This window comes from Frondihabitans sp. 762G35 (assembly GCF_002074055.1).
Taxonomy (GTDB): domain Bacteria; phylum Actinomycetota; class Actinomycetes; order Actinomycetales; family Microbacteriaceae; genus Frondihabitans.
Genome location: NZ_CP014619.1, coordinates 1 through 25,279, shown reverse-complemented (window position 1 = coordinate 25,279; position 25,279 = coordinate 1). Strand labels below are relative to the sequence as shown.

Here is a 25,279-nt window from a genome sequence, read left to right as displayed (position 1 = left end):
CTCAACTCCGCTCCAACAAAAGAAGGCCGCAGCCAATTGGCTGCGGCCTTCTTTTCAGCTGCTTTCAGGTAATATTCCAGCTGTTTTCGGGTAAGAACCCCTGGTGCGCGAGGGGGGAGTTGAACCCCCACGCCCTTTCGGGCACACGGACCTGAACCGTGCGCGTCTGCCTATTCCGCCACTCGCGCCAACCTGAAAACGATAGCATGCAGCGGCCGTGTGGTTTGCACCGGCTAGCATCGACGAACCTGCGACCTCGTCCAAAGAATCGCCGCACCGCGGCCCCGCCCGCCGCACCGCGGCCCGACCGACCACACCGGTGGAGACCTCAATGGGACTGCTCGACAACTTCGAACAGCGCTTGGAGCGCGCCGTCAACGGCGCCTTCTCCAAGACGTTCCGTTCGGGCGTGCAGCCGCTGGAGATCACGAGCGCGCTGCGCCACGAGCTCGACGTCCGGTCGGCCGTGGTCTCCCGCGAGCGGATCCTCGCGCCGAACGACTTCCGCGTCCTCCTCTCCCCGCAGGATCACCAGAGGATGGCCGCGATGGGCGGCGCTCTCACCGACGAGCTGACCCAGCTGGTCAAGAACCACGCCGCCGCGCAGAACTACTCGTTCGCGGGGCCGGTCCGGATCGCGCTGGTCCCCGACGACGAACTCTCGGTGGGCATCCTGCGGATCGAGTCGTCGAACGTGCGAGAGGACGACGTCACCTGGACGGCCGTCGTCGAGGTCGACGGGAAGCGCCACACGCTGCCGAAGGGGCGCACGGTCATCGGTCGCGGCAGCGAGGCGGACATCACCGTCCAGGACACCGGGACGTCCCGGAAGCACTTCGAGATCCTCTGGGACGGCACCCGCGCCCAGGCCACCGACCTCGGCTCGACCAACGGGTCGAAACTCGACGGAGCGCCCCTCTCGAAGGCCGTGATCGGCTCCGACTCCGTGATCGAGATCGGTCGTACGCGTATCGTGTTCCGAGTGCTCCCTGTCGCAGCGTCCTCGAACGCGTCCGAAAACCCTCTCGGCGACCCCCGCCGGAACGGGCCGGGGAGAGCGGGAGGTGCGATCCGATGACCAGTGAACTGACGCTCCTCGTCCTCCGCCTCGCCTTCATCATCATCCTCTGGCTGTTCATCTTCTTCATCGTCTACGCGCTCCGCAGCGACCTCTTCGGCCAGCGGGCGAAGCGGCTCCCCGAACAGCAGAACGGGCAGCAGAACCCCCCGACCCCGCCGCAGGGTCAGCAGAGCCAGCAGGCGGCACCGGTCCAGCGCCCTCAGGCCGCGGCCCCCCGAACCCCCGTCCCCGGCAGCGACGGCGCTCCCCCCACGCGCCTCGTCATCACGAAGGGCGCCAAGAACGGCCTCGAGATGCCGCTCGGCGACGGACCGCTCACGATCGGCCGCTCGAACGAGAGCAACCTGATCATCCGCGACGACTACACCTCGACCCACCACGCCCGACTCATGCTGTGGAACGGCCGCTGGGTGATCCAGGATCTCGATTCGACGAACGGCACGTTCGTGAACGGGGAGCGCGTCTCCGTCCCGACCCCGCTCCCGCTGAACGCCACGGTCACCATCGGCACGACGAGCTTCGAGCTGCGGCGGTAACTGGATGGCGTCGTCGATAAAGAGTGCCGCCCTGTCCCACGTCGGGAAGATCCGTGCCAACAACCAGGACTCGGGCTACGCGGGCAACCAGCTCTTCGTCGTGGCCGACGGCATGGGTGGCCACGCCGGCGGCGACGTCGCCTCGGCGATCGCGATCCGCAGGATCCGGGAGGTCGACAAGCCGTACCCGTCGCCCGGTGACGCGGAGTTCGCGCTCCAGTCGTCGCTGATCGCCGCCAACCAGCTGCTGGCCGAGACGGTGTTCGAGCACCAGGAGCTCACCGGCATGGGCACCACCGTCAGCGCGATGGTGCGCGTCGACGACAGCATGGCGATCGCCCACATCGGCGACTCGCGCATCTACCTCTACCGCGACGGCGAGCTCAGCCAGATCACGGCCGACCACACGTTCGTCCAGCGCCTCGTCGACTCCGGCCGGATCACGCCCGAGGAGGCGGCGGTCCACCCGCGACGCTCCGTCCTGATGCGGGTGCTCGGCGACGTCGACGCCGCCCCCGAGATCGACACCGCGATCATCGGCACGCAGCCGGGCGACCGCTGGCTCATCTGCTCCGACGGTCTCTCCAGCTACCTCGCGGAGGACCGCATCCGGAAGGCCCTCGCGTCCGGCCTCGACGCCGACGCCGTGGGGCGTCGCCTCGTCAAGGAGACGCTCGACCACGGTGCGCCCGACAACGTCACGGTCGTCGTCGTCGACGTGGACGACAGCGCCACGTCCGCCGCCGAGGTGCCGACGACGGTCGGGTCGGCCTCCGTGCCCCTCACGTTCGAGGGCGAGACGGGGCGACGTCCGCTTCGACTCCCCACGATCCTCCTGCACCCCCTCAAGGTCGCTACGACGCCGGAGGACAGCCACTTCGAGCCCGAGTCCGACGAGTACCTCAAGGAGCTCATCGCGGAGGACCGCCGCCGGGCGCGGCGCCGACGGATCACCTGGCTGGTGGCGCTCGTCGTCGCAGCCCTCCTCGTGGCGGCCGCGGCCTTCGCCGGCTATCGGTACACGCAGGATCATTACTACGTCGGCGAGCAGGACGGCACGGTGGTCATCTACAAGGGCGTCCAGCAGTCCCTCGGGCCGATCGGGCTCTCGAGCGTCTACGAGAAGACCCAGGTCACCGTCGACGACCTCTCCAACTACAACCGGCAGAGCGTCGAGGACACCATCAACGCGGGCAGCCTGAAGCAGGCGCGCGCGATCGTGGAGAGGCTCGGCGATGCCACCGGCAACTGACGCGACCGAGGCGATCGGCAGACCGAGCAACCCCTCGGCCCGAGCGCAGGCCCTGACGCAGACGATCACCATCCGGCTGCGCCAGCCGGCGCGCCTCCGCAACATCGAGCTGCCCCTCCTGGTGCTCGCCTGCGGGATCTGCGCCATGGCGATGGTCCTCGTGCAGCTCGGCGCCCTCGGGACGATCGAGCCCTCCGTCCTCTGGGGCGGCGCCAGCATCCTCGGGCTCGCGCTCGTGGCGCACGTCGTCCTCCGCGTCGTCGCCCGGGAGGCCGATCCGTTCGTCCTGCCCATCGCCCTGACCCTCAACGGGCTGGGCATCGCCGAGATCTATCGGATCGACCTGGCCCGGGGCGTCGCGGTGTCGAGCGGAGCGGGTGTCCGACAGATCGTCTGGACGATCGCCGCCATGGTGATCGCGATCGCGGTGCTGTTCGTGATCCGCAACTACCGGGTGCTCGCCCGCTACCGCTACATCTTCATGTTCACGTCGATCGTGCTGCTGCTCCTGCCGCTCGTCCCCGGCCTCGGCCGCAGCGGGCTGAACGCGCGGGTCTGGATCGACGTGGGTCCGCTGTCCTTCCAGCCCGGAGAGATCGCGAAGATCACGCTCGCCGTGTTCTTCGCCGGGTATCTCGTGCAGGCCCGCGACAGCCTCTCGCTGATGGGTCCGAAGATCCTCGGGATGCGCTTCCCGCGTCCGCGCGACCTCGGCCCCATCCTGGTCATCTGGGCCGTCGCCATGCTCGTGCTGATCTTCGAGCGCGATCTCGGCACCTCGCTGCTCTACTTCGGTCTCTTCCTCGTCATGATCTACATCTCGACCGGGAAGGCGAGCTGGATCATCATCGGCCTCGTCCTCTTCGTCGGCGGCGCGATCGTCGCGGCCCTCTCCCTCTCGTACGTCCACGGGCGCTTCCAGGCCTGGCTCGACCCGCTGGCGTCGTCGACCTACAACGCCGACGGCGGGAGCTACCAGCTCGTGACCGGGCTGTTCGGTTTCGCCAACGGAGGCCTGATCGGCACCGGCCTCGGGCAGGGCAGCCCCCAGACGACCCCGCTGGCGCAGAGCGACTACATCATCGCGTCGCTCGGCGAGGAGCTCGGGCTGGCCGGGCTGGTGGCCATCCTCGGCCTCTACCTGCTGCTCGTGTCGCGCGGGTTCCGAATCGCCTTCGTCGGCCAGGACGACTTCGGCAGGATGCTCGGGGTCGGCCTCGCCTTCGCCGTCGCGCTCCAGGTCTTCGTGGTCATGGGCGGCGTCACGCGCGTGATCCCGCTGACCGGCCTCACGATGCCCTTCCTGGCGGCGGGAGGATCGTCGCTGGTGTCGAACTGGATCATCGTGGCGCTCATCCTGCGGTTGTCCGACGGGGTCAGGAATCAACCGAGGACGGTGGTCGGCTGATGAACAAGGAGCTCAAGCGCGTGAGCGTCGTGGTGCTCGCCATGTTCGTGGCGCTGCTCGCGTCGAGCACGTACATCACGGCCGTGCAGGCCGACTCGCTGCGCGCGGACCCGCGCAACTCCCGAGCCATCCTGCAGAGCTACTCGGCGCAGCGCGGCGCGATCCTCGTCGACGGCAAGGCCGTGGCGGAGTCGAAGCCCGTGGACGACCAGTACAAGTTCCTCCGGACCTACTCGGAGGGCGAGCTCTACGCCCCCGTGACCGGGTACTACACGCTCGGCGAGGGATCGACCGGGATCGAGAACGCGCTCAACAAGCAGCTCTCCGGCAAGTCCAACGAGCAGTTCCTCGACCGTCTCAACTCGTTGATCACCGGCAAGGATCCCGAGGGTGCCTCCGTCAACACGACGATCGACGCGACCGTGCAGAAGGCCGCCTCCGACGCGCTCGGCGACAACACCGGCGCCGTCGTCGCGATCGAACCGTCGACCGGCAAGATCCTCGCGATGGTCTCCAAGGGCTCCTACGATCCCAACAAGCTGGCCAGCCACGACCGCGCCTCGGTGCTGAAGGCCTACGACACCCTCATCGGCGACTCGTCGCAGCCGCTCATCAACCGGGCGATCCAGGGCGACCTCTATTTCCCCGGCTCGACGTTCAAGCTCGTCGTCGCGGCCGCGGCCTTCCAGAGCGGCAAGTACAACAAGAACTCCACGCTCCCCAACCCGGCGACCCTGACGCTCCCCGGATCGTCCTCGCGGATCAACAACGCCGAGGGCGGGGCGTGCGGCGGCGGCTCGACCGTCACGATCGAGACCGCTCTGATCGATTCGTGCAACATCCCCTTCGCCGAGCTCGGCGCCAAGCTGGGCTACGACGCGATCAACGAGATGGCCAAGGCGTTCGGATTCGAGTCCGCCCTCGCGATCCCGCAGAAGACCGCGCCGAGCGTCTTCCCGCAGACGGACGGCACCGCCACCCTCATGCTCCAGTCCTTCGGCCAGGGCAGCGTCCGCGTGACGCCGCTCCAGGTCGCCATGATCACCGCAGCGATCGCCAACGGAGGCAAAGAGATGACCCCCACGCTCGTCGACGACATCGTCAACCCCGATCTCTCGCCCCTGCAGTCGTTCAAGGCCGAGACGCTGGGCACCCCGATCAGCGCCGGCGTGGCCTCCGAGCTGACCGAGCTGATGACCCAGGTCGTCGCCAAGGGCACCGGAACCAATGCAAGAATTAGTGGCGTCGACGTGGCGGGCAAGACGGGGACCGCCGAGAACGGCACCGGTGAGCCCTACACGCTGTGGTTCACCGGATTCGCACCGGCGAAAGATCCCAAGGTCGCCGTGGCGGTCGTCGTGGGCGACGGTGGAGGCCGCGGGCAACAGCTGGTCGGCAACAGCGTCGCCGCGCCAATAGCAAAGCAGGTAATGGAGGCGGTGCTGAGCAAATGAGACCTTACAGCGGGCTCACCTTCGGCGGACGATACGAACTCTCGTCCCGCGTCGCGATCGGCGGGATGGGCGAGGTGTGGCAGGCCACCGACCTCGTCATCGGCCGGACCGTCGCCATCAAGATCCTGAAAGACGAGTACCTCGGCGACCCCGGGTTCCTCGAGCGTTTCCGCGCGGAGGCGCGCCACGCCGCTCTCGTGAACCACGAGGGCATCGCCAACGTCTTCGACTACGGCGAGGAGGAGGGCAGCGCCTACCTGGTCATGGAACTCGTCCCCGGCGAGGCCCTGTCGACCATCCTCGAGCGCGACCGCGTCCTGCCCACCGACAAGGTCCTCGACATCGTCGCGCAGACGGCGTCCGCCCTCCAGGCCGCGCACGCGGCGGGACTCGTCCACCGCGACATCAAGCCGGGCAACCTGCTGATCACGCCGGACGGCCGCGTCAAGATCACCGACTTCGGCATCGCACGCATCGCCGACCAGGTGCCGCTGACGGCGACCGGCCAGGTGATGGGCACGGTCCAGTACCTGTCGCCGGAGCAGGCCTCCGGGCATCCTGCGTCGCCCTCGACCGACATCTACTCGCTCGGCATCGTCGCCTACGAGGCCCTCGCCGGCCGCCGGCCCTTCACGGGCGAGTCGCAGGTCGCGATCGCGATGGCGCAGATCAACGAGACGCCGCCCGACCTTCCGTCGACGATCCCGGAGCCCGTGCGCAAGCTGGTCTACTCCTGCATCGCGAAGAAGCCCGCCGAGCGCCCCGCGACCACCTCGGCCCTCGCCCAGGCGTCGCGTGCCCTGCGCCGTGGTGACGTCGCCGCCGCCACCGCCGCCGTCCCCGCCCTGGGGCTGGCCGGTGCCGGAGACGCCGCCACGCAGGTCTTCGCCGCGCAGGATGCCACGACCCGCCTCATGTCCGCCGCGGACGCCGCACCTGCCGCCACCGCCGCCACGTCGCGCCTCGGTGCGGGGACGCCGACGGGCATCCTGCCGGAGACCGCCGCCGACGAGGAGCCGAAGAAGCGCGGCGCCTGGTTCTGGCCCGTCATCGTCCTCGCGATCCTGATCGTGGTCGGCGGGGCCATCGCCGCCATCGCGCTGCTGTCGGCCCCGAAGTCGAACACGACGTCGCCCCCGCCGTCCTCCTCGTCATCCCCCGCGGCCAGCACGCCGGCGAGCCAGCCGCCGCCCTCGACCGCGGCTCCCACGTCCTACGTGATCAACGCCGCCGACTACATCGGCAAGAGCGAGGCCGACGCGCGGGCCCTCCTCGGGCCGAAGGGCTTCACCGTCACCGACGCCCCCAACCCGCGCACGGCCCCCACGCCGGGCCAGGTCGGCCTCGTCTACAACGTGAACCCGACCGGCACCGTCAACGTCGGCTCGACCGTGCAGCTGTTCGTCTACGCGGCCCAGCCCAGCGCCGCTCAGCCGGGAGCGCCCACGGCCACGCCGCCGACGATCCCCGCCGACGACGCCACCACGGCGACGATCTCCCTCCCGCAGTACTCCGGATGCCCCGTGGGCTACAACCTCTCCGGGTACAACTACTCGGTCTCGGGTGGAACGGACACGAGCGGCAAGACGTCGGGCTCGGTGGGGGCCAACACCACGCAGGTCCTGGTCAAGTCGAGCCGCGCCGGCAACCTCAACTTCTCCTACAAGGCGTCGTGCGGGTCGCTGACCTCGGAGTCGTCGCCCACGGTGACGGTGACGGTCCAGAACGTGGGAGTCCCCAGCAGCCCACCGCCCACCCCCTAGGCACCCACCCCGTGTCGCCGGGTCCCGGAGCGTGCTCCGGGACCCTCAGGTCCCGTCCCGGTACACTGGGCGGGACCGTGGCATTTTGGGAGACATTCGTGGCTGAAGGCGTGACCGAGGGGATCAGCCTCCTCGCCAACCGATACCAGATCGGGCATCTGATCGGTCACGGCGGCATGGCCAACGTCTACATGGGCACCGACTCGCGGCTGGGCCGCCAGGTGGCCATCAAGCTGATGAAGTCGCAGCTGGCGACCGATCCCGCGTTCCGCACCCGCTTCCGGCAGGAGGCGCAGGCCGCTGCGCGCATGGCCCACCCGACCATCGTCCGCGTCTTCGACGCCGGCGAGGAGTCCACCCGCGACGCCGGCGGCAACACCGTCCTCGTGCCCTACATCGTCATGGAGTACGTCGAGGGCCGGATGCTGAAGGACATCATCGCGGAGGGCCCCGTCGACTCGAAAGAGGCGGTCCGCATCACCGAGGGCATCCTCACCGCACTCGAATACTCACATCGAGCGGGCGTGGTCCACCGCGACATCAAGCCCGGCAACGTCATGCTGACCCACTCGGGCCAGGTGAAGGTGATGGACTTCGGGATCGCGCGTGCCGTCTCCGACTCCGCCGCGACCGTCGCTCAGACGACGGCGATCCTCGGCACCGCGCAGTACTTCAGCCCAGAGCAGGCCCGCGGCGAGACCGTCGACGCGCGCTCCGACCTCTACTCGACGGGCGTCGTGCTGTTCGAGCTGCTGACGGGGCGCCCGCCCTTCCGGGGCGAGTCGCCCGTGGCCGTGGCGTACCAGCACGTGAGCGAGCCGCCGGTGCCGCCGAGCGTCCTGCATCCTGCCGTCTCGCCCGCCCTCGACGCGGTCACGCTGCACGCCCTCGCGAAGACCCGCTTCGATCGGTTCCAGAGCGCCGCCGAGTTCCGCAACGACGTCGTCGACGCAGGAGCCGGCCACCTCCCCGCGCGCAAGATCCACCGCGACGTCTCCGAGTCGACGCTCTTCGGGGTCGATCCGCGCGCCGCCGCCGGGTCCGAGGGCACCGTCAAGGAGCTGACCACGACGGCCGCCAGCCGTCCGAACCGCACCCAGACCCGTCCCCCCGTGGCGTGGATCTGGGCCGGCATCGTCCTCGTGGCGATCGTGATCGTGGCGGTCGTCTTCTGGGTCGGTCATCTGACTCCGATCAAGCTGCCGACCCAGGGCATCGCCGTGCCCGATCTGACCAGCCAGACGTGGTCTGCCGGCCAGAAGAAGCTGACCGACCTCAAGCTCGTGCCGGAGCGGACCGATCAGGCGAACACCACCGTGCGCGAGGGTTCCATCGTCAAGACGAGTCCGGCGGCGGGCACGAGCGTGTCGCCCAACGACAGCATCACCGTCTACGTCTCCAGCGGGCCGCCGACCGTGAGCATGCCCGACGTCGCCGGCAAAGACACGGCGACCGCCTGGAGTCAGATCCGGGCCCTCGGGCTGAAGGAGGGCTCCGTCACCCAGACCGACGACAAGGACGCCCCGGCGGGAGTCGTCCTCTCGTCGTCGCCCGCGTCAGGAGCCACGGCACCCGTCGGCTCGACGGTCAACCTGGTCGTCTCGACGGGCCAGGTCTACGTCCCCGACGTCACCACGAAGTCGATCAGCGAGGCCACGCAGACGCTGTCGACCCTGGGGCTCCTGGTCAACGCCACGCAGGATCTCTCCTGCCAGGGCGGCGTCGTGTCGTCGCAGTCTCTCCCCGTCGGCGAGACGTCGCAGCACTCGGCGATCACGCTCGGCGTCTGCAGCGCCCCGTAGGGTTCACGTCGACCGCGGGGCCCGAGTCACCGGGCGCTGGTCGCGGTTCGCTGGTCGCGGCTCGCGGGTCGCGCTCAGCCGAGGTTGAGCAGCGGGCTCAACCCTCGGGCCGTCACCGCGGCCTCGGGAAGCCCTGCGACGCCGAGCCAGTTGCCGATCATCGTGTAGCCGCCCTCGGTCAGAACCGACTCGGGGTGGAACTGGACCCCGTAGACCGGAGCCTCGCGGTGGCGGAGCCCCATGATGACGCCGCCCTCGGTCTGCGACGTGACCTCGAGCTCGTCGGGAACCGTGTCGGTGACGACCGCGAGCGAGTGGTAGCGCGTGGCGAGGAAGGGCTGAGGGACGCCGGCGTAGAAGGCGCTGTCGTCGTGGGTGATGCGCGAGGTCTTGCCGTGCATGAGCTCCTCCGCGTGCGTGACGGTCGCCCCGAGCGCCTCCGCGATCGCCTGGTGCCCGAGACACACTCCGAGCAGGGGCGTGTCGTTCTCGAGGGCGGCGTGCACGACCTCGACGGAGACACCCGCCGCGGCGGGCGTGCCCGGGCCGGGTGACAGAAGGACGCCGTCGTAGTCGGCGATCCGCGCCGCAGCGTCTCGGCCGTCGAACGAGTCGTTGCGGACGACCTCGGTCTCGGCGCCCAGCTGCTGCAGGTAGCCGTTCAGCGTGTAGACGAAGCTGTCGTAGTTGTCGATGACGAGAATGCGCGTCATGAGGAACCCACCGTCACGTTGGGCGAATTGATGAACGAATCCGCGAGAGGAAAGACCCAGGTCACGAGAGCGTAGAGGACCGCCGCTGCGAGGATCACGAGAAGGAGGACCCGCACCCACCAGGGGCCGGGCAGGATGCGCCAGAGGGCTGCGTACACGTCAGGCCTTCCCCACCGTCTTGGCGATCTCCGCGGGGGCGCCCGCCGAGAGCGGCTGCCACGAGGTGTAGACCCCGAAGGCGATGATGCGCTCGGCTGCCGAGAACTTCGGGTTGCAGCTCGTCAGGGTGATCAGGCGATCGGTCGAGGACGCCGCGACGTCGGGGGCGTCGGGCACCTGCTGGAGCACCTGCACCTGCGTCGGCTTGACGTACTGCAGGTTGCGGAACGTGTACGTGTAGTAGCCGTCCTTGGTCTGCACGTAGAGGTGGTCGCCGACCCGCAGGTCGGCGATGGAGCCGAACGGGGCACCGTGCGTCGTGCGGTGACCCGCGATGGCGAAGTTGCCGACGGCTCCGGGCATCTGAGTGGTGTCGTAGTGGCCGGCGTCACCCGTATCGAGAACGCCGCTCGTCGTGGTGCCCTCGGCGATGGGGACCTTGTAGTCGGCTCCGAAGCGCGGGACGTAGAGGACTCCGAACGCTTCGTCTTCTTTGGGGGCGGCGAGGACAGCCGGGGTGCCGTAGTCGCCGTTCGAGCTCGGCTTCGTCGTGGGAGCGGCCGACGCGTGGAACGACTCGCTGATCTTCGACGCCTCGTCGCGGTTCTGGCCGGAGACCACGATGTCGTTGAACCACTGCTGCCACCCGATGAACAGCATCACGATCACGCCGAGGGTGATGAGGATCTCGCCGAGGACCCCGACCACCGACGTGCGGCGCCCGCGACGGCGCGGACGAAGGGGAGGATCGTCGGTCATGGGTCGATTGTACGGGCGTCGGGCGGGGTCGAGCAGGTTGTCCACAGGGCCCCAGCCGCTACACTTCTGGGCATGGCCACCGAGAAGAAGACGACAGCGCCCAATCCCGTCTGGTTCAAGCCGATCATGTTCGGTCTGATGCTCCTGGGCCTCGCCTGGATCATCGTCTACTACGTGAGCCAGAGCGCCCTTCCCGTTCCCGGCCTCGGCGCGTGGAACATCGCCATCGGCTTCGGCATCATGTTCATCGGTTTCATCATGACCACCCGGTGGCGCTGAACGAGGCCTTAGCGCCTCGAGACCCGGGTGTCACTCACCCATAACGGGGTGTCTTACACGGGTGTAACTATCCCCAATGTGGACTCACCTGTGGATAACTCCGTACCCTTTTAAGCCGGTGGTCAGGTCGCGGCGGGCCGCCGATCGGGGGCTTCTGCGGGACGACGAAGGCCGGTCGTCGTGCGACGACCGGCCCGGGGCTCCTGCGCTCGAGGTCTCAGAGAACCCCGAGGAGCGACGCCGACCGGAGCAGGATGGCCGCGACGAGCACGACCGCGGCTCCGACGAGGCCTGCCGCCTGGAGCGGTGTCTTGGACCGGTGCCGAGTGCGCATGAGGAGCAGGGCGACCAGCGCGCCCACGACGACACCGCCGACGTGCGCCTGCCACGCGATGCCGGGGACGAAGAAGCCGATGGCGAGGTTGAGCGCCACCAGGACGAGGATCTGGACGGACTGGCCGCCCAGGTGCCTCTGGATCACGAAGAACGCACCGAGCAGACCGAAGATCGCGCCGGATGCCCCGATCACCGCCGTACCCGGGGCGAGGAGCGCCACGGCCAGCGAGCCGCCGATCCCGCTCAGGAAGTAGAGCGCGGCGAAGCGGGCCCGGCCCAACTGCTGCTCGAGGATCGATCCGAAGATGAACAGCGAGTACATGTTGAAGCCGATGTGGAGAACGCCCGACGGCAGCGACGTATTGTGCACGAAGAGCGCCGTGACGATCCGCCACGGCTCCACGAGGGCCGCCGGCGTGTAGAAGAGCAGCGCGTTGGTGACGAACCCGCGCGAGAAGAGCTGCGCGAGCCAGATCACCACCGTGACGGCGATGATCGCGTACGTCACGACCGGCCCGCCCGACGAGACCATCGAGCGGACGGCCGTCACCGACTGCGGCCGGATGCGCGGGGCGTTGCCCCGGGCCTCGCGCACGCACTCCGGGCAGTGGACCCCGACCGGGGCCGGGGTCTGGCACTGTCCGCAGATGGTGCGCCCGCACCGCTGGCAGAGCACGAAGCTCTGCCGGTCGGGGTGGCGGTAGCAGTAGTTATCGGTGGAGACGGGTGGAGTCGTCACGTGAGGGTCAGGCACCGACCTCGTCGATGACGACGGTCTCGATGACGACGTCGTCGAGGGGCTTGTCGCGGCCGTCGGTGGGGACGGCCTGGATCGCGTCGACGACCTTCTTCGACTCGGCGTCGGAGACGGTGCCGAAGATGGTGTGCTTGCCCTGCAGCCAGGGGGTGGGCACGGTCGTGATGAAGAACTGCGAGCCGTTGGTGCCCTTGCCGCCGCGGGTGCCGGCGTTCGCCATGGCGAGGACGTAGGGCTCCTGGAAGGTGAGCTCCGGGTGGATCTCGTCGTCGAAGTTGTAGCCGGGGCCGCCGACGCCCTGGCCGAGCGGGTCGCCGCCCTGGATCATGAAGTCGGGGATGATGCGGTGGAAGACGATTCCGTCGTAGAGCTTGTCGGTGGAGACCTTGCCCGTCGCGGGGTGGGTCCACTCGATGGTGCCGGTCGCGAGACCGGTGAAGTTGGCGACGGTCTTGGGGGCGTGGTTGCCGTAGAGATCGACCTTGATGGTGCCGAGGTTCGTGGTGATCGTAGCGACAGCGGTGTGCGTAGACATGTGTTCGATTCTTTCACAGCGCATCCGGGATTCAGTCGTCCCCCAGTCGACATCCTGTGACCTGCCAGGGGAGCCCGTGCCAGGATGGGTGCATCGTCGCAGAATCCACGAAGGAGAGCACATGGGCACGTCACGCAAGCGCACACGCGAGTTGAAGAAGCTTCGAGGCGAAGCCGCCGGGATCTGGAGCGAGCAGCGCGAGCTCCTCAGCCACTCCAAGGACTTCTGGCAGAACGCCGGATCCGAGGCGGCCTCCATCGCCGTCAACGACGTTGCCCCCCGCGTGCGCGCCGCCTACGAGAAGCAGGTCAAGCCCGCCGTCTCCACCGGTGTCGCCAACGCCAGCGTCGCCGCGACCCACGCCAAGGACCGCCTCGTCAACGACGTCGCTCCCGCCGTCAGCTCGGCGATCGCCGGCAGTGCCCTCGGCGATCTCGCCGACGACCCCCGCGTCAAGAACCTGGTGAGCCAGGGCCAGGGTCTCGTCAAGGACGGCAAGAAGCTCAGCAAGAAGGCCAAGCGCAAGGCGCTCAAGAAGGCCGCCCGGACCGCTGCGAAGCACCCCCGTGCAACGGCGAAGGTCGCCAAGACCGTCCACGCCTACAAGAAGAGCCGTCGCTCGGGCATCGGTCCCGGCGGCGTCTTCCTCATCGTCCTCGGTGTCGTGGGCCTCGGCGCGCTGGTCTTCGCCGCCGTCCAGACGCTCCGGGCCGACGACGAGCTCTGGGTGGCCGACGACGACGAGTCCACCACCGCGAAGTAGCACCCCCCTTCGGCGCTCACGGCCCGTCCGCTCCCCCGAGCAGGCGGGCCGTTGCGCTTGCCCCCGCGCTCACGCGCCGACCTCACGGCGCGGAGTATCACGGCATCAGCCCGCACGCATCGGTGGAGCCACGCGTGACGCCGTCGGCGTCACGCTGAAGAGGCCGTCCCCCAACGGAAAGAAGGCCCCCGCGGGGGCCTTCGAACACGTGGAGCCTAGGAGAATCGAACTCCTGACATCCTGCTTGCAAAGCAGGCGCTCTACCAACTGAGCTAAGGCCCCGTGCGTCGGTCTGCCGACAGTGTTCTCGTGTGCCTCGAGAGGCGTGCGACGTGTTCCGGGAGTGGGGCTAATAGGACTTGAACCTATGACCTCTTCGTTATCAGCGAAGCGCTCTAACCGCCTGAGCTATAGCCCCGGGACCGAATAAGACAGTACCGTATCCGGCCTGATCTACCCAATCGGCCGCGGCTCCTGCCCTGTGCCCTCGCCGAGTGGACGGGCGCCGACGCTTTCCGGCCGAAAAGCGACGACACCTGTCCATTCGGCGAGGCGCGCGTGGCGCGCGCGTGGCGAGAGCGCGACGCGCGCGCTAGTTGTTCGTGAAGCCGACGAGCAGGCCGCCCGTGATACGGACGCTCAGGTTGTAGAGCACCGCGGCGATGGCACCGAGCACCGTGCCGATGACCACGTTGAGGATGGCGACGATCATCGCGAAGAGCATGACCTGGCCGATCGACAGGGTGTCCTGCAGGGTGAACCGGCTGTCGCCGAGGACCTCCTGCAGGAGGGTGTCGACCGTCGAGAAGATCTGGAGCCGGGCCAGGATCACGTAGACCAGGAACGTCGCCACGACCGTCACGATGCCGATGGCGAGCGCGATCAGGAACGACAGCTTCACGGCCGACCAGAAGTCGACGTAGACGAGCTTCAGACGGACCTGTTTCGTCCCGACCGATTTCTTGGCCTTGCTCTGCAGTTTCTCCGCGACGGTTGTCATTCTTCGGTCTCGTCCTCTCCGGCCGGCTCCCCCGTGGTGCCGTTGTCGGGCTCGGTGCCCTCAACGATCTCATCCGCGGGAGTGGTTGCGCTTCCCTCTGGAGAAGCATCTTCGGCGGTGACGGAGACCGTGTCTTCAGAGACACTATCGGCGTCGGCGACCTCGAGGTTGCGCTCGCTGTTGCGTGCGACCGCGATGATGCGGTCGTCGTTGGCGAACCGGGCGAAGACGACGCCCATCGTGTCGCGACCCTTGGCGGGGACCTCGGCGACCGCGGAGCGGACAACCTTGCCCGACGAGAGGACGACCAGGACCTCATCGTCTTCCGTGACGATCATCGCGCCGGCCAGGTCGCCGCGCGCTTCGGCCAGCTTGGCGACCTTGATGCCGAGGCCGCCGCGGTTCTGCACGCGGTACTGGTCCGCGGCCGTGCGCTTGGCGTAGCCGCCCTCCGTGACGACGAAGACGTAGCCCTCGTCGCCGACGACCGAGGCCGAGAGGAGGGTGTCGTCGCCGCGGAAGTTCATGCCCTTGACGCCGGAGGTCGAGCGACCCATCGGACGCAGCGACTCGTTGTCGGCGGTGAATCGCAGGGACATGCCGTGACGCGAGACGAGCAGGAGATCGTCGTGCTCGTCGACGAGGAGCGCGGAGACGAGCTCGTCGTCGTCGCGGAGGTTGATCGCGATGATGCCGCCGGTGCGGTTCGTGTCGTACTCCGTGAGAGCGGTCTTCTTGATCAGGCCACCGCGCGTCGCGAGCACGAGGTAGTCGGCCACCTCGTAGTCGCGGATGTCGAGGACCTGCGAGATCTCCTCGTCGGGCTGCATGGCGAGGAGGTTCGCGACGTGCTGTCCCTTGGCGTCGCGGCCCGCCTCCTGCAGCTCGTAGGCCTTGGCGCGGTAGACCCGGCCCTTCGTGGTGAGGAAGAGCAGCCAGTGGTGCGTCGTCGTGACGAAGAAGTGCTCGACCACGTCGTCGGCTCGGAGCTGAGCTCCCTTGACACCCTTGCCGCCGCGGTGCTGCGAGCGGTAGTTGTCGCTGCGGGTGCGCTTGATGTAGCCGCCGCGCGTGAGCGTGACGACCATCTCCTCCTCGGGGATGAGGTCTTCGACGCTCATGTCGCCGTCGAAGCCGAACATGATCTCGGTGCGGCGCTCGTCTCCGAACTTGTCGGTGATCTCCTGGAGCTCGGTGCTGACGATGGTCCGCTGACGCTCGGGCTTGGCGAGGATGTCCTGGAAGTCGAGGATCTTGCGCTCGAGCTCGTCGTGGTCGTCCTGGATCTTCTGGCGTTCCAGGGCCGCGAGGCGACGCAGCTGCATCGCGAGCACCGCGTTGGCCTGGAGCTCATCGATGTCGAGCAGCTCGATGAGGCCGGTGCGGGCCTCGTCGACGGTGGGCGACCGACGGATGAGGGCGATCACCTCGTCGAGGGCGTCGAGGGCCTTGATGTAGCCGCGCAGGATGTGAGCGTCCGCCTCCGCCTTCCGCAGCCGGAACTGCGTCCGGCGGACGATGACCTCGATCTGGTGGTCGACCCAGGCGGTGATGAATCCGTCGAGCGGGAGGGTGCGGGGCACGCCGTCCACGATCGCCAGCATGTTGGCGCCGAAATTCTCCTGGAGGGAGGTGTGCTTGTAGAGGTTGTTCAGGACGACCTTCGCGACGGCGTCGCGCTTGAGCACGATGACGAGGCGCTGGCCGGTGCGGCCGGAGGTCTCGTCGCGGATGTCGGCGATGCCGGCGACGCGCCCCTCCTTGACGAGGTCGGCGATCTTGATCGCGAGGTTGTCGGGGTTGACCTGGTACGGCAGCTCGGTGACGACGAGGCAGGTGCGACCCTGGATCTCCTCGACGTTGACGACGGCGCGCATCGTGATGGAGCCGCGGCCGGTGCGGTAAGCGTCGTGGATCCCGCGGACGCCGAGGATCTGGGCCCCGGTCGGGAAGTCCGGGCCCTTGATCCGCTGCATGAGCGCCTCGAGGAGCTCCTCGCGGTTCGCCTCGGGGTTCTCCAGGTACCACTGGGCACCCGACGCGACCTCGCGGAGGTTGTGCGGCGGGATGTTCGTGGCCATGCCGACGGCGATGCCGACGGACCCGTTGACCAGGAGGTTCGGGAAGCGGGCCGGCAGGATCGCGGGCTCCTGCGTGCGCCCGTCGTAGTTGTCCTGGAAGTCGACGGTGTCTTCGTCGATGTCGCGGACCATCTCGAGGGCGAGCGGCGCCATCTTCGTCTCGGTGTACCGGGGGGCGGCCGCGCCGTCGTTGCCGGGCGAGCCGAAGTTGCCCTGGCCGAGCGCGAGCGGGTAGCGCAGGCTCCAGGGCTGGACCAGCCGGACGAGAGCGTCGTAGATGGCCGAGTCGCCGTGGGGGTGGAAGTTACCCATCACCTCGCCGACGACGCGCGCGCACTTCGAGAAGGCGCGGTCGGGGCGGTAGCCGCCGTCGTACATCGCGTAGATCACGCGGCGGTGCACCGGCTTGAGGCCATCCCGCACCTCGGGGAGCGCGCGCCCGACGATGACGCTCATCGCGTAGTCGAGGTAGGAGCGCTGCATCTCGAGCTGGAGGTCGACCGCCTCGATGCTGTCGCGCTTCAGCGCCGCCGCCCAGTTCTTGTCGCCAGCACCGGCTCGGGGCTCGACACCCTCGGGAAGGCCGTCGGTGGTGTCGTCGGTGTCGTCTGCCATCGTGTGTGTTCTTTCTGTAGCCGGCCCCGAGCGTCCTGCTCACGGCCTGGGCGGCCGGTCCGCCTCGTCAGGAGGAGACCGGGCCGCGGATCAGATGTCGAGGAAGCGAACGTCTTTCGCGTTCTGCTGGATGAAGTTGCGTCGCAATTCGACGTCCTCGCCCATGAGCGTGTTGAAGATGGCGTCGGCCGCAACCGCGTCGTCGAGTGTGACCTGACGGAGGGTGCGGGTCTCGGGGTCCATCGTGGTCTCCCAGAGCTCCTTGTAGTCCATCTCGCCGAGACCCTTGTAGCGCTGGATCCCGTTGTCTTTCGGCAGGCGCTTGCCCTCGGCGCGGCCGGCCGCGGCCAGTGCGTCGCGCTCGAGGTCGCTGTAGACGTACTCATGGGGCGCGTTCGACCACTTGAGCTTGAACAGCGGCGGCATGGCAAGGTAGACGTAGCCGAGGTCGATGAGCGGACGCATGTAGCGGAACAGCAGGGTCAGCAGGAGCGTCGTGATGTGCTGGCCGTCGACGTCGGCGTCGGCCATCAGGACGATCTTGTGGTACCTGGCCTTGTCGGGGTCGAAGTCGTCGCCGATGTCGGCGCCGAACGCCTTGATCATCGCCTGGACCTCGTTGTTGCCGAGGGCCCGGTCGAGCCGCGCCTTCTCGACGTTGAGGATCTTGCCGCGGAGCGGGAGGATCGCCTGCGTCTCGGGGTTGCGACCCTGGACCGCGGAGCCGCCGGCCGAGTCGCCCTCGACGAGGAAGATCTCGCTCAGCGCGGGGTCTTTGGACTGGCAGTCCTTCAGCTTGCCCGGCATGCCGTTCGACTCGAGGACGCCCTTGCGGCGGGTCTGGTCGCGGGCCTTGCGGGCGGCGAGGCGGGCCGCCTGCGCGGACAGCCCCTTCTTGATGACCGACTGGGCCTGCTTGGGGTTGCGGTCGAACCAGTCGTTGAGCTGCTCGAAAGCCACGCGCTGCGTGAACGACTTCGCCTCGGTGTTGCCGAGCTTCGTCTTCGTCTGGCCCTCGAACTGCGGCTCGCTGAGCTTGATCGAGATGACCGCCGTGAGGCCCTCGCGGACGTCCTCGCCGGAGAGGTTGTCGTCTTTCTCCTTGATGAGGCCCTTGTCGCGGCCGTACTTGTTGACCACCGTCGTCAGCGCCGCACGGAAGCCCTCTTCGTGGGTGCCGCCCTCGTGCGTGTTGATGACGTTCGCGTAAGTGTGGACGCTCTCGGTGTAGGAGGTGTTCCACTGCATCGCGACCTCGAGGGCCATGTGGCGCTCGAGGTCTTCGGCCTCGAACGCGATGACGTCCTCGTGGACGACCTCGTTCTTCTTCGACGCGTTGAGGTACTCGACGTAGTCGACGAGGCCCTTCTCGTAGAGGTAGTCGGCGTGCGGCGGCTCGCCCTCCTCGACCGGGCGCTCGTCGGTGAGCGTGATGCGCAGCCCCTTGTTGAGGAACGCCATCTGCTGGAACCGCGATCGCAGGGTCTCGTAGTCGAACTCGACGGTCTCGAAGATCTCGGCGTTGGGCCAGAAGGTCGTCGTCGTGCCGGTGTCGGAGGCGTCCTCGCCCTTGGCGAGCGGCGCGACCGGGACACCGTCGGTGAAGCTCTGCCGCCAGACGGCGCCCTGACGGTGGACCTCGACGTCGAGCTCGGTCGAGAGGGCGTTGACCACGGACGAGCCGACGCCGTGGAGACCGCCGGAGACGGCGTAGCCGCCGCCGCCGAACTTGCCACCGGCGTGGAGGACCGTCATGACGACCTCGACCGTCGACTTCTTCTCGATCGGGTGGATGTCGACCGGGATACCACGGCCGTTGTCGGTGACGCGGATGCCGCCGTCGGCGCGCATGGTCACGTGGATCGTGTCGCAGTAGCCGGCCAGCGCCTCGTCGACCGAGTTGTCGACGATCTCCTGGACGAGGTGGTGCAGACCGCGGGGCCCGGTGGAGCCGATGTACATGCCCGGTCGCTTGCGAACGGCTTCGAGACCCTCGAGGACCTGGATGTCGCTTGCTTCGTAGGAGTGGTCGGTACCGTCTGGCGAATTCGGTGACATCAGTTGTGTGGCTCCTGCCGGTTCTTCTCGTGACGTCGAACACGGCTCCGCCGACCGCGCTGCCGATGATGCGAAGCAGGCGGTTCCGAGCCCCTGGACGACCTTACGAGTCTACCGCAGGAGGCTCGGCGACGGGGCGAAATACGCCCTCAGAGGGATTTTCCCGGCCCCAGTGACCGAATCACCCTTGTCAACCGTAAGTATCGCGCGGACCGCGCCCTGGGACCGATCTGGGGCCGCGTTTCCAGGTCGGGGCGTTGGGCCCCAGAAAACGCATCGACTGGATGCCCGCCTCGGGGTAGGTCGCCATGATGCTCGTCGTCACCTGCGCGCGCATCAAGCGGAGCTGCGTCGCCCACGCCGTCGAGTCGCACTGGACAGTGAGCGTGCCGTCTTCGATGCCGACCGGGATCGAGTGCTCGGCGAGCTCCTGGCCGACCATCTCGGGCCACGCGGTCATCAGGTCGGACTGGGCGAGGGTGGAGTTCCAGCCGAGTTCCGTCGTCACCCCGAGGATCACGTCGGCGATGCCCTTGGGATCGCGGCCGTTGCCGAAGGGTTGGCTCGGGGCTCCTGCGCGGGCGATCCGGCGCCGGCCGTCGCGCGATCGCGACGTCGCGTCGCCGAAGACGCGACGGAACCGGAGGTAGACGCGCTGGGCTTCGTTGTCGTCGTCGTTGCGGGGGCGGGCAGGAGTCACGGGTTCGGCTCCTCGACGATGGTCCCCTTGGAGATCCGCACGGTGTGCGCGGCCAGGCGCTCGGGGACGTCCTCCTCGACCGCCGCCGTGATGAGCACCTGCTCGTAGTCGGCCACGGCGTCGGCGAGGCGCTCGCGCCTCGATCGGTCGAGCTCGGCGAACACGTCGTCGAGGACGATCACGGGATCCCCGGTGACGGAGTCGGTTCGCAGGACGGCGGCCGATCCGAGCTTGAGGGCGAGCGCGAACGACCACGATTCGCCGTGGCTCGCGTAGCCGCGCGCCGGCAGGCCGTTGAGGGAGAGGAACAGGTCGTCGCGGTGCGGGCCGACGAGCGTCACTCCGCGGTCGAGCTCCGAGGGACGCACCCGGGCCAGGGCCTCGCGGAAGAGCGGGGCGATCTCGGGGACGGCCAGCGGCTCCTGCCCCTCGTCGATCTGGTCGTCGTCGTCGCGGACTCCGCCGTCGCGGCCGCCGCGGATGCTCACCACGGTCGACAGGGTCGCGCGGTGGTCGTCGCCGGCGACCGAGGCGTAGCTCTCCGCGACCCGGGGGCCGAGCGCCGCGACCAGGGCGTCGCGCGAGGCGATGATCTCGCTGCCGAGCGCGACGAGGCGGTCGTCCCAGATGTCGAGGGTCGAGAGTTTGTCGGCGGGGACCCGGGAGGCGCGGGCCGACTTGAGGAGCGTGTTGCGCTGGCGCAGGACCCGCTCGTAGTCCGCGAGGACTCCGCTGAGTCTCGGGTTCCGCGCCACGAGCAGTTCGTCGAGGAACCGGCGTCGGCCGCCGGGCTCGCCGCGGACGAGCGCGAGGTCCTCGGGAGCGAAGAGCACGCTGGAGAAGTAGCGCGGAAGCTCGCGCGGCTTGATCGCGCCCCGGTTGATCTGTGCGCGGTTCGGCGACGACCGGTTGATCTGCACCTCGGCCAGCAGATCGCGCTCGGCGCTCTCCAGCCGCGCCCGGACGATCGCCGAGTCGGCACCCTGCCGGATGAGGGCCGCGTCGCTCGAGACCCGGTGCGACCCGAGGGTGGCCAGGTAGCCGAGCGACTCGACGAGGTTGGTCTTGCCCTGGCCGTTCCGGCCGACGAAAAGATTGGGCCCGCGCGCGAACGCGACCTCCGCGGACGCGTAGTTCCGGAAGTCGGTCAGACTGAGATGCAGTACTCGCACGCGGGCCCCTCCGGCCTGGCTGGCAACCCGATGGCTGCCAGCCGTGGGCCCTGGCGCTGTGGCTAGTCGGCCTTCTTGACCGCGTGGCCGCCGAACTGGTTGCGGAGCGCGGCGACGGCCTTCATCGTCGGCGACCCGTCGCCCTGGCGGGAGACGAAGCGCGCGAAGATCGAGGCGCTGATGGCCGGCATCGGCACGGCGTTGTCGATGGCCTCCTCGAGGGTCCAGCGACCCTCGCCGGAGTCCTCGACGTAGCCCGAGATGTCTTCGAACGACGGGTCCTGTTCGAGGCCGAGCACGAGCAGCTCGAGCAGCCAGGAGCGGACGACCGTGCCGCGCTGCCAGGCCTTGAAGGTGCCCGTGACGTCTTTGATCAGGTCTTTCTTGGTCTCGAGGAGCTCGAAGCCCTCGCCGTACGCCTGCATGATGGCGTACTCGATGCCGTTGTGGACCATCTTGGCGTAGTGGCCGGCGCCGGTCGGGCCGACGTGCACGAAGCCCTCGGCCTGCGGGCCCTCGGGGCGGAGCGCGTCGAAGATCGGCATCGCGGTCGCGATGTTCTCGTCGCTGCCGCCGACCATCAGGCCGTAGCCGTTCTCGAGGCCCCAGACGCCGCCGGAGACACCGGCGTCGACGTAGTTGATGCCCTTGGTGGAGAGGAGCTTCTCGTTGTCGAAGTCGCTGGTGAACTTCGAGTTGCCCCCGTCGATGACCATGTCGCCCTCGGACAGGACCTCGGAGAGCTCCTTGATCACGCCGGCGGTGATGGGACCGGACGGGACCATGGCCCAGACGATGCGGGGTGCCGGGAGGGCCGCGGCGAGGTCTTTGAGACTCGCGACGTCGGAGACGGCCGGGTTGTTGTCGTAGCCGGTCACCTCGATGTCGTGCGCACGAAGGCGAGCACGCATGTTGTTGCCCATTTTGCCGAGACCGATGAGGCCGATGTGCATGTGGATCCTTTGTTCGTGTGAGCGTGCGTCGTCAGGGTGAGGCGCTCGTTCGCCGGGGTGCGCGGTCAGCGCAGGAGGAGGTTGGGCTGGAGGAGGTACTTGTAGCTGTCCGCCCCGGGCTGGTCTTTCGAGGATTGGCTCGTGATCAGCACCGGCCCCGGCTTGTTGGGGTTCTCGGTCTTGGTGAACGAGATGCGGACGAACTCCGAGTGCACGGCTCCCAGTCCGTCCAGGAGGAACTGCGGCTTCAGCGAGACCACGGTGTCCTCTCCGGTCAAGAGCGCGTCGATCGACTCTGACGCCTGCGCCTGTTCGCTTCCGATGGCCTCGAGGGTGAGGCCGTCGATCGTGAACGTGAATCTCAGTGCCGCCTCGCGCTCGAGCACGAGCGACACGCGCCTCGTCGCCTCGACGAGGTCGGCGGTGTTCATGACCGCGTAGTTCTCCACCGACTCCGGGAAGAGGCGCTTCACGGGCGGGAAGTTGCCCTTGATGAGCAGCGAGGTCACGATCTTGTTGTCGGCCTGGAACGCGATGAGCTCGCGATCCTCCGATCCGGTGATGGCGACCGACAGGGTCGACGCCGAGCCGAAGGTCTTGCCGACCTCCTGGAGGGTGCGGGCCGGGACGAGCGCGGTGAGCGTCTCGGTGCTCGCGGCGGTGCCGGGATCCCAGTCGATGCCGCGGACGGCGACGCGGTAGCGGTCGGTGGCCACGAGCGAGAGCGCGTTCTCGGTGATCTCGAGCTGCACGCCGGTGATGACGGGGGTGACGTCGTCGCGCGAGGCGGCGACCGCCACCTGCGAGACCGCGAGCGAGAAGGCGTCGCCGGGGACGACGCCCGACTGCTCGCCGACGACGGGCAGCGTCGGGTACTCCTCGACGGGCATGCTCAGGAGCGAGAAGTTGGCCGACCCGCAGGAGACGCTGATCCGAGTCTGCTCCGTGGTGAAGGTCACGGGGGCGTTCGGCAGGCGGTTCGCGATGTCGGCCAGGAGCCGGCCGGAGACGAGGACCGTGCCCGGTTCGTCGACCTCGGCCACGATGTTCGTCTGCGACGAGACCTCGTAGTCGAAGGACGAGAGCGTGAGCCCGCCCTCGTGGGCCTCGATGAGGACGCCGCTCAGGATCGGGAGAGTCGTCCGCTGGGGCAGGAGCTTGACGGCGAAGGACACGGCATCGCTGAAGACATCGCGGTTGACCTGGAACTTCACGCTTTGACCCCTATCGGAAACACACCCGTGGACGGCTCGATCGAGCCCGGCCGGTTAATACTGGCACAGCAATTCTCCAGGTGGACCCGGGGCTCCGAGACGTCCTCCGCCATCCACAAGGTTGTCTCTCCCAATCATTCTTTCTAAGAGGTCTTAACAGTCTTAACCGTTGTGCACAGTGTGGATAACGTGTTAATAACCGCTCAGGCACTGGGAACTACACGCGTGTGAGTTGTTGATGGATTGTGGAATCCGGGGGGTCGACCTGTGGTCTCGGTCCGGCTCCGGAAACCTGTCACTCACAGGGTGCCTCGAAGAGTGAACAATCCGACCCATGGTTATCCACGACTTTCCACAGGTTATCCACACTGGGGGAAACCTGTCGGCATTAAGGCCCACTGCGATCGCCGAAGGGCTCTCGGAGCCGCGGAAAGGCGTCGTGGAGAGCCGGGGAGGCGCCGAGGCGCGTCGAATCACTTGTAGCGGTGATCCTGCTTGATGCGGCTCGTGAGCTCGGTGACCTGGTTGTAGATCGAGCGGCGCTCCTTCATGAGCTCCGAGATCTTCTTGTTCGCGTACATCACCGTCGTGTGGTCGCGGTTGCCGAAGAGCTGGCCGATCTTGGGCAGGGAGAGGTTCGTCAGCTCGCGGCAGAGGTACATCGCGATCTGCCGGGCCGTGGCGATCGCCTGCGAGCGGGACGAGCCGTAGAGGTCGTCGACGGAGAGCTTGAAGTAGTCGGCCGTGTGGTTGATGATGTCGACCGGCGCGATCACGTTGTCCTCGTCGAGGGTGATCAGGTCTTTCAGGACGGTCTGCACGAGGCTGAGGTCGACGGCGGTGCGGTTCAGGCTCGCGAAGGCGGTGACGCGGATGAGCGTCCCCTCCAGCTCGCGGATGTTGCTCGACACCTTCGTGGCCATGTACTCGAGGATCTCGTCGCGGACGAGGAGCTTCTCGCTCTGCGCCTTCTTCCGGAGGATCGCGATGCGCGTCTCGAGGTCGGGGGCCTGGACGTCGGTGATGAGGCCCCACTCGAAGCGCGAGCGCATCCTGTCCTCGAAGCCGGTGAGGTGCTTCGGCGGGAGATCGCTCGTGATGACCAGCTGCTTGTCGTGGTCGTGGAGGGTGTTGAAGGTGTGGAAGAACGCCTCCTGCGTGCTGTCCTTGCCCTGCAGGAACTGGATGTCGTCGATCAGGAGGATGTCGATGTCGCGGTAGCGCTGCTGGAACTGGTTCGAGCGGTTGTTCGCGATCGAGTTGATGAAGTCGTTCGTGAACTCCTCGCTGGAGACGTAGCGGACCCGGATGCCCGGATACATGCTCTCCGCGTAGTGCCCGATCGCGTGCAGGAGGTGCGTCTTGCCGAGGCCGGATTCCCCGTAGATGAAGAGCGGGTTGTACGCCTTCGCCGGAGCCTCGGAGACGGCGACCGCCGCGGCGTGCGCGAACCGGTTCGAGGCTCCGATCACGAAGTTGTCGAAGCTGTACTTGGGGTTCAGGCGGGAGTCGTTGCGCTTGGCACCCGGGGCGGGCTCGGTCGGAGCCGGCACGAAAGGCGCCTCGACGTACTGGTTCGACTCGGCCGGCTCCTGGGGCTGGCTCAGGGTGTCCGGCGTGATGTCGGGGTTGACCGTGATGGCGAAGCTCGTGACCGTGCTGTCGCCGAGACGGGAGATCGCTTCGAGGAGGGGCTCCCGGATGCGCTGCTCCAGCATCCCGCGCGTCAGCTCGTTCGGCACCTCGAGGTAGAGGGTGCCGCCGAGGACGCCCTTCGGCTCGACCAGGCTGACGAAGCCGTGCAGCTGCGGGGTGATGCGGTCGTCGGTGGTGAGACTGGCCAGGACGGACCGCCAGAGCCCCTGGATGGGATCGGTCGTTGTCGTCAC

22 protein-coding genes and 3 tRNA genes are annotated in these 25,279 nt (G+C 68.0%); 9 read left to right on the top strand and 16 right to left on the bottom strand.

The features are described from left to right. Positions 1–101: 101 nt before the first annotated feature. Positions 102–188: transfer RNA gene (locus AS850_RS00120), tRNA-Leu, on the bottom strand. 143 nt (positions 189–331) lie between these two features. Here AS850_RS00120 and AS850_RS00115 point away from each other — a divergent pair. The 7 genes from AS850_RS00115 to pknB all read left to right on the top strand — a co-directional run bounded on the left by AS850_RS00115 (position 332) and on the right by pknB (position 9,296). Next, complete coding sequence (locus tag AS850_RS00115; protein WP_119867288.1) at positions 332–1,078, top strand: FhaA domain-containing protein; 747 nt, start codon at positions 332–334, stop codon at positions 1,076–1,078. Then, a complete protein-coding gene (locus AS850_RS00110) occupies positions 1,075–1,617 on the top strand; it encodes an FHA domain-containing protein FhaB/FipA (protein ID WP_119867287.1) in 543 nt (180 codons plus the stop codon). Before AS850_RS00115 ends, AS850_RS00110 begins: the two co-directional genes overlap by 4 nt. Before the next feature lie 4 nt (positions 1,618–1,621). Then, complete coding sequence (locus AS850_RS00105; RefSeq protein WP_119867286.1) at positions 1,622–2,869, top strand: PP2C family protein-serine/threonine phosphatase; 1,248 nt, start codon at positions 1,622–1,624, stop codon at positions 2,867–2,869. Then, on the top strand, positions 2,853–4,277 hold the full coding sequence (locus AS850_RS00100) for an FtsW/RodA/SpoVE family cell cycle protein (protein ID WP_119867285.1): 1,425 nt from the start codon (positions 2,853–2,855) through the stop codon (positions 4,275–4,277). Before AS850_RS00105 ends, AS850_RS00100 begins: the two co-directional genes overlap by 17 nt. Next, positions 4,277–5,731, top strand: a complete 1,455-nt coding sequence (locus AS850_RS00095; protein WP_119867284.1) for a peptidoglycan D,D-transpeptidase FtsI family protein — start codon at positions 4,277–4,279, stop codon at positions 5,729–5,731. Before AS850_RS00100 ends, AS850_RS00095 begins: the two co-directional genes overlap by 1 nt. Then, positions 5,728–7,494 (top strand): protein kinase domain-containing protein, encoded by a 1,767-nt coding sequence (locus AS850_RS00090; RefSeq protein ID WP_119867283.1) that lies wholly within the window; start codon positions 5,728–5,730, stop codon positions 7,492–7,494. Before AS850_RS00095 ends, AS850_RS00090 begins: the two co-directional genes overlap by 4 nt. 98 nt (positions 7,495–7,592) lie before the next feature. Next, positions 7,593–9,296 (top strand): Stk1 family PASTA domain-containing Ser/Thr kinase, encoded by a 1,704-nt coding sequence (gene pknB / locus AS850_RS00085; RefSeq protein ID WP_119867282.1) that lies wholly within the window; start codon positions 7,593–7,595, stop codon positions 9,294–9,296. Between the two features lie 74 nt (positions 9,297–9,370). Here the strand turns inward: pknB and AS850_RS00080 are convergent, their stop codons facing one another. The 3 genes from AS850_RS00080 to AS850_RS00075 are packed head-to-tail and all read right to left on the bottom strand — an operon-like array spanning position 9,371 to position 10,927. Then, positions 9,371–10,009, bottom strand: a complete 639-nt coding sequence (locus tag AS850_RS00080; RefSeq protein ID WP_119867281.1) for an anthranilate synthase component II — start codon at positions 10,007–10,009, stop codon at positions 9,371–9,373. Continuing rightward, on the bottom strand, positions 10,006–10,167 hold the full coding sequence (locus AS850_RS16375; protein ID WP_164088344.1) for a DUF4175 domain-containing protein: 162 nt from the start codon (positions 10,165–10,167) through the stop codon (positions 10,006–10,008). Before AS850_RS16375 ends, AS850_RS00080 begins: the two co-directional genes overlap by 4 nt. A gap of 1 nt (position 10,168) precedes the next feature. Next, the gene (locus AS850_RS00075) at positions 10,169–10,927 is read right to left on the bottom strand and encodes a class E sortase (RefSeq protein WP_119867280.1); all 759 of its coding nucleotides are present in this window, start codon (positions 10,925–10,927) and stop codon (positions 10,169–10,171) included. Positions 10,928–10,999: 72 nt separating this feature from the next. On the opposite strand from AS850_RS00075, the gene AS850_RS00070 reads away from it, so the two are divergent. Beyond that, complete coding sequence (locus AS850_RS00070) at positions 11,000–11,206, top strand: cell division protein CrgA (RefSeq protein ID WP_119867279.1); 207 nt, start codon at positions 11,000–11,002, stop codon at positions 11,204–11,206. Between the two features lie 217 nt (positions 11,207–11,423). Here the strand turns inward: AS850_RS00070 and AS850_RS00065 are convergent, their stop codons facing one another. Next, positions 11,424–12,281, bottom strand: coding sequence for a rhomboid family intramembrane serine protease (locus AS850_RS00065; protein WP_119867278.1), 858 nt, complete (start codon positions 12,279–12,281; stop codon positions 11,424–11,426). Between the two features lie 7 nt (positions 12,282–12,288). Further along, complete coding sequence (locus AS850_RS00060) at positions 12,289–12,834, bottom strand: peptidylprolyl isomerase (RefSeq protein WP_119867277.1); 546 nt, start codon at positions 12,832–12,834, stop codon at positions 12,289–12,291. A 121-nt stretch (positions 12,835–12,955) separates the two neighbouring features. Between AS850_RS00060 and AS850_RS00055 the strand changes: the two genes are divergently transcribed. Next, entirely contained in the window at positions 12,956–13,597 is a 642-nt protein-coding gene (locus AS850_RS00055; RefSeq protein WP_119867276.1) for a hypothetical protein, read from the top strand. 209 nt (positions 13,598–13,806) lie between these two features. On the opposite strand, the gene AS850_RS00050 is transcribed toward AS850_RS00055, so the two are convergent. From AS850_RS00050 to dnaA, 10 genes are all read right to left on the bottom strand, one after another. After that, positions 13,807–13,879: transfer RNA gene (locus AS850_RS00050), tRNA-Ala, on the bottom strand. Positions 13,880–13,941: 62 nt separating this feature from the next. After that, a tRNA-Ile gene (locus AS850_RS00045) sits at positions 13,942–14,015 on the bottom strand. Between the two features lie 174 nt (positions 14,016–14,189). After that, on the bottom strand, positions 14,190–14,597 hold the full coding sequence (locus AS850_RS00040) for a DUF3566 domain-containing protein (protein WP_119867275.1): 408 nt from the start codon (positions 14,595–14,597) through the stop codon (positions 14,190–14,192). After that, on the bottom strand, positions 14,594–17,293 hold the full coding sequence (gyrA, locus tag AS850_RS00035) for a DNA gyrase subunit A (protein ID WP_119867274.1): 2,700 nt from the start codon (positions 17,291–17,293) through the stop codon (positions 14,594–14,596). Before gyrA ends, AS850_RS00040 begins: the two co-directional genes overlap by 4 nt. Positions 17,294–17,383: 90 nt before the next feature. Next, positions 17,384–19,351 (bottom strand): DNA topoisomerase (ATP-hydrolyzing) subunit B, encoded by a 1,968-nt coding sequence (gene gyrB, locus AS850_RS00030; protein WP_119867273.1) that lies wholly within the window; start codon positions 19,349–19,351, stop codon positions 17,384–17,386. Between the two features lie 190 nt (positions 19,352–19,541). Then, positions 19,542–20,051, bottom strand: a complete 510-nt coding sequence (locus AS850_RS00025; protein WP_119867272.1) for a DUF721 domain-containing protein — start codon at positions 20,049–20,051, stop codon at positions 19,542–19,544. Beyond that, positions 20,048–21,223 carry a DNA replication/repair protein RecF gene (gene recF, locus AS850_RS00020; RefSeq protein ID WP_119867271.1) on the bottom strand — a complete coding sequence of 392 codons (1,176 nt, stop codon included), beginning with the start codon at positions 21,221–21,223 and terminating at the stop codon, positions 20,048–20,050. The genes AS850_RS00025 and recF overlap by 4 nt, the downstream gene beginning before the upstream one ends. Positions 21,224–21,285: 62 nt before the next feature. After that, positions 21,286–22,176, bottom strand: a complete 891-nt coding sequence (gnd, locus tag AS850_RS00015) for a phosphogluconate dehydrogenase (NAD(+)-dependent, decarboxylating) (protein WP_119867270.1) — start codon at positions 22,174–22,176, stop codon at positions 21,286–21,288. A gap of 65 nt (positions 22,177–22,241) precedes the next feature. After that, positions 22,242–23,390 (bottom strand): DNA polymerase III subunit beta, encoded by a 1,149-nt coding sequence (gene dnaN / locus AS850_RS00010; RefSeq protein WP_119867269.1) that lies wholly within the window; start codon positions 23,388–23,390, stop codon positions 22,242–22,244. A gap of 473 nt (positions 23,391–23,863) precedes the next feature. Then, positions 23,864–25,279: a chromosomal replication initiator protein DnaA gene (gene dnaA, locus AS850_RS00005; protein ID WP_119867268.1), complete on the bottom strand. Its 1,416-nt coding sequence runs from the start codon at positions 25,277–25,279 to the stop codon at positions 23,864–23,866.

Excerpts from the sequence above, each read along its gene's own strand:
- AS850_RS00115 (WP_119867288.1), top strand. The coding sequence starts at position 332 with ATGGGACTGCTCGACAACTTCGAACAGCGCTTGGAGCGCGCCGTCAAC.
- AS850_RS00110 (WP_119867287.1), top strand. The coding sequence starts at position 1,075 with ATGACCAGTGAACTGACGCTCCTCGTCCTCCGCCTCGCCTTCATCATC.
- AS850_RS00105 (WP_119867286.1), top strand. The coding sequence starts at position 1,622 with ATGGCGTCGTCGATAAAGAGTGCCGCCCTGTCCCACGTCGGGAAGATC.
- AS850_RS00100 (WP_119867285.1), top strand. The coding sequence starts at position 2,853 with ATGCCACCGGCAACTGACGCGACCGAGGCGATCGGCAGACCGAGCAAC.
- AS850_RS00095 (WP_119867284.1), top strand. The coding sequence starts at position 4,277 with ATGAACAAGGAGCTCAAGCGCGTGAGCGTCGTGGTGCTCGCCATGTTC.
- AS850_RS00090 (WP_119867283.1), top strand. The coding sequence starts at position 5,728 with ATGAGACCTTACAGCGGGCTCACCTTCGGCGGACGATACGAACTCTCG.
- AS850_RS00080 (WP_119867281.1), bottom strand. The coding sequence starts at position 10,009 with ATGACGCGCATTCTCGTCATCGACAACTACGACAGCTTCGTCTACACG.
- AS850_RS00075 (WP_119867280.1), bottom strand. The coding sequence starts at position 10,927 with ATGACCGACGATCCTCCCCTTCGTCCGCGCCGTCGCGGGCGCCGCACG.
- AS850_RS00070 (WP_119867279.1), top strand. The coding sequence starts at position 11,000 with ATGGCCACCGAGAAGAAGACGACAGCGCCCAATCCCGTCTGGTTCAAG.
- AS850_RS00060 (WP_119867277.1), bottom strand. The coding sequence starts at position 12,834 with ATGTCTACGCACACCGCTGTCGCTACGATCACCACGAACCTCGGCACC.
- AS850_RS00055 (WP_119867276.1), top strand. The coding sequence starts at position 12,956 with ATGGGCACGTCACGCAAGCGCACACGCGAGTTGAAGAAGCTTCGAGGC.
- AS850_RS00040 (WP_119867275.1), bottom strand. The coding sequence starts at position 14,597 with ATGACAACCGTCGCGGAGAAACTGCAGAGCAAGGCCAAGAAATCGGTC.
- gyrA (WP_119867274.1), bottom strand. The coding sequence starts at position 17,293 with ATGGCAGACGACACCGACGACACCACCGACGGCCTTCCCGAGGGTGTC.
- gyrB (WP_119867273.1), bottom strand. The coding sequence starts at position 19,351 with ATGTCACCGAATTCGCCAGACGGTACCGACCACTCCTACGAAGCAAGC.
- gnd (WP_119867270.1), bottom strand. The coding sequence starts at position 22,176 with ATGCACATCGGCCTCATCGGTCTCGGCAAAATGGGCAACAACATGCGT.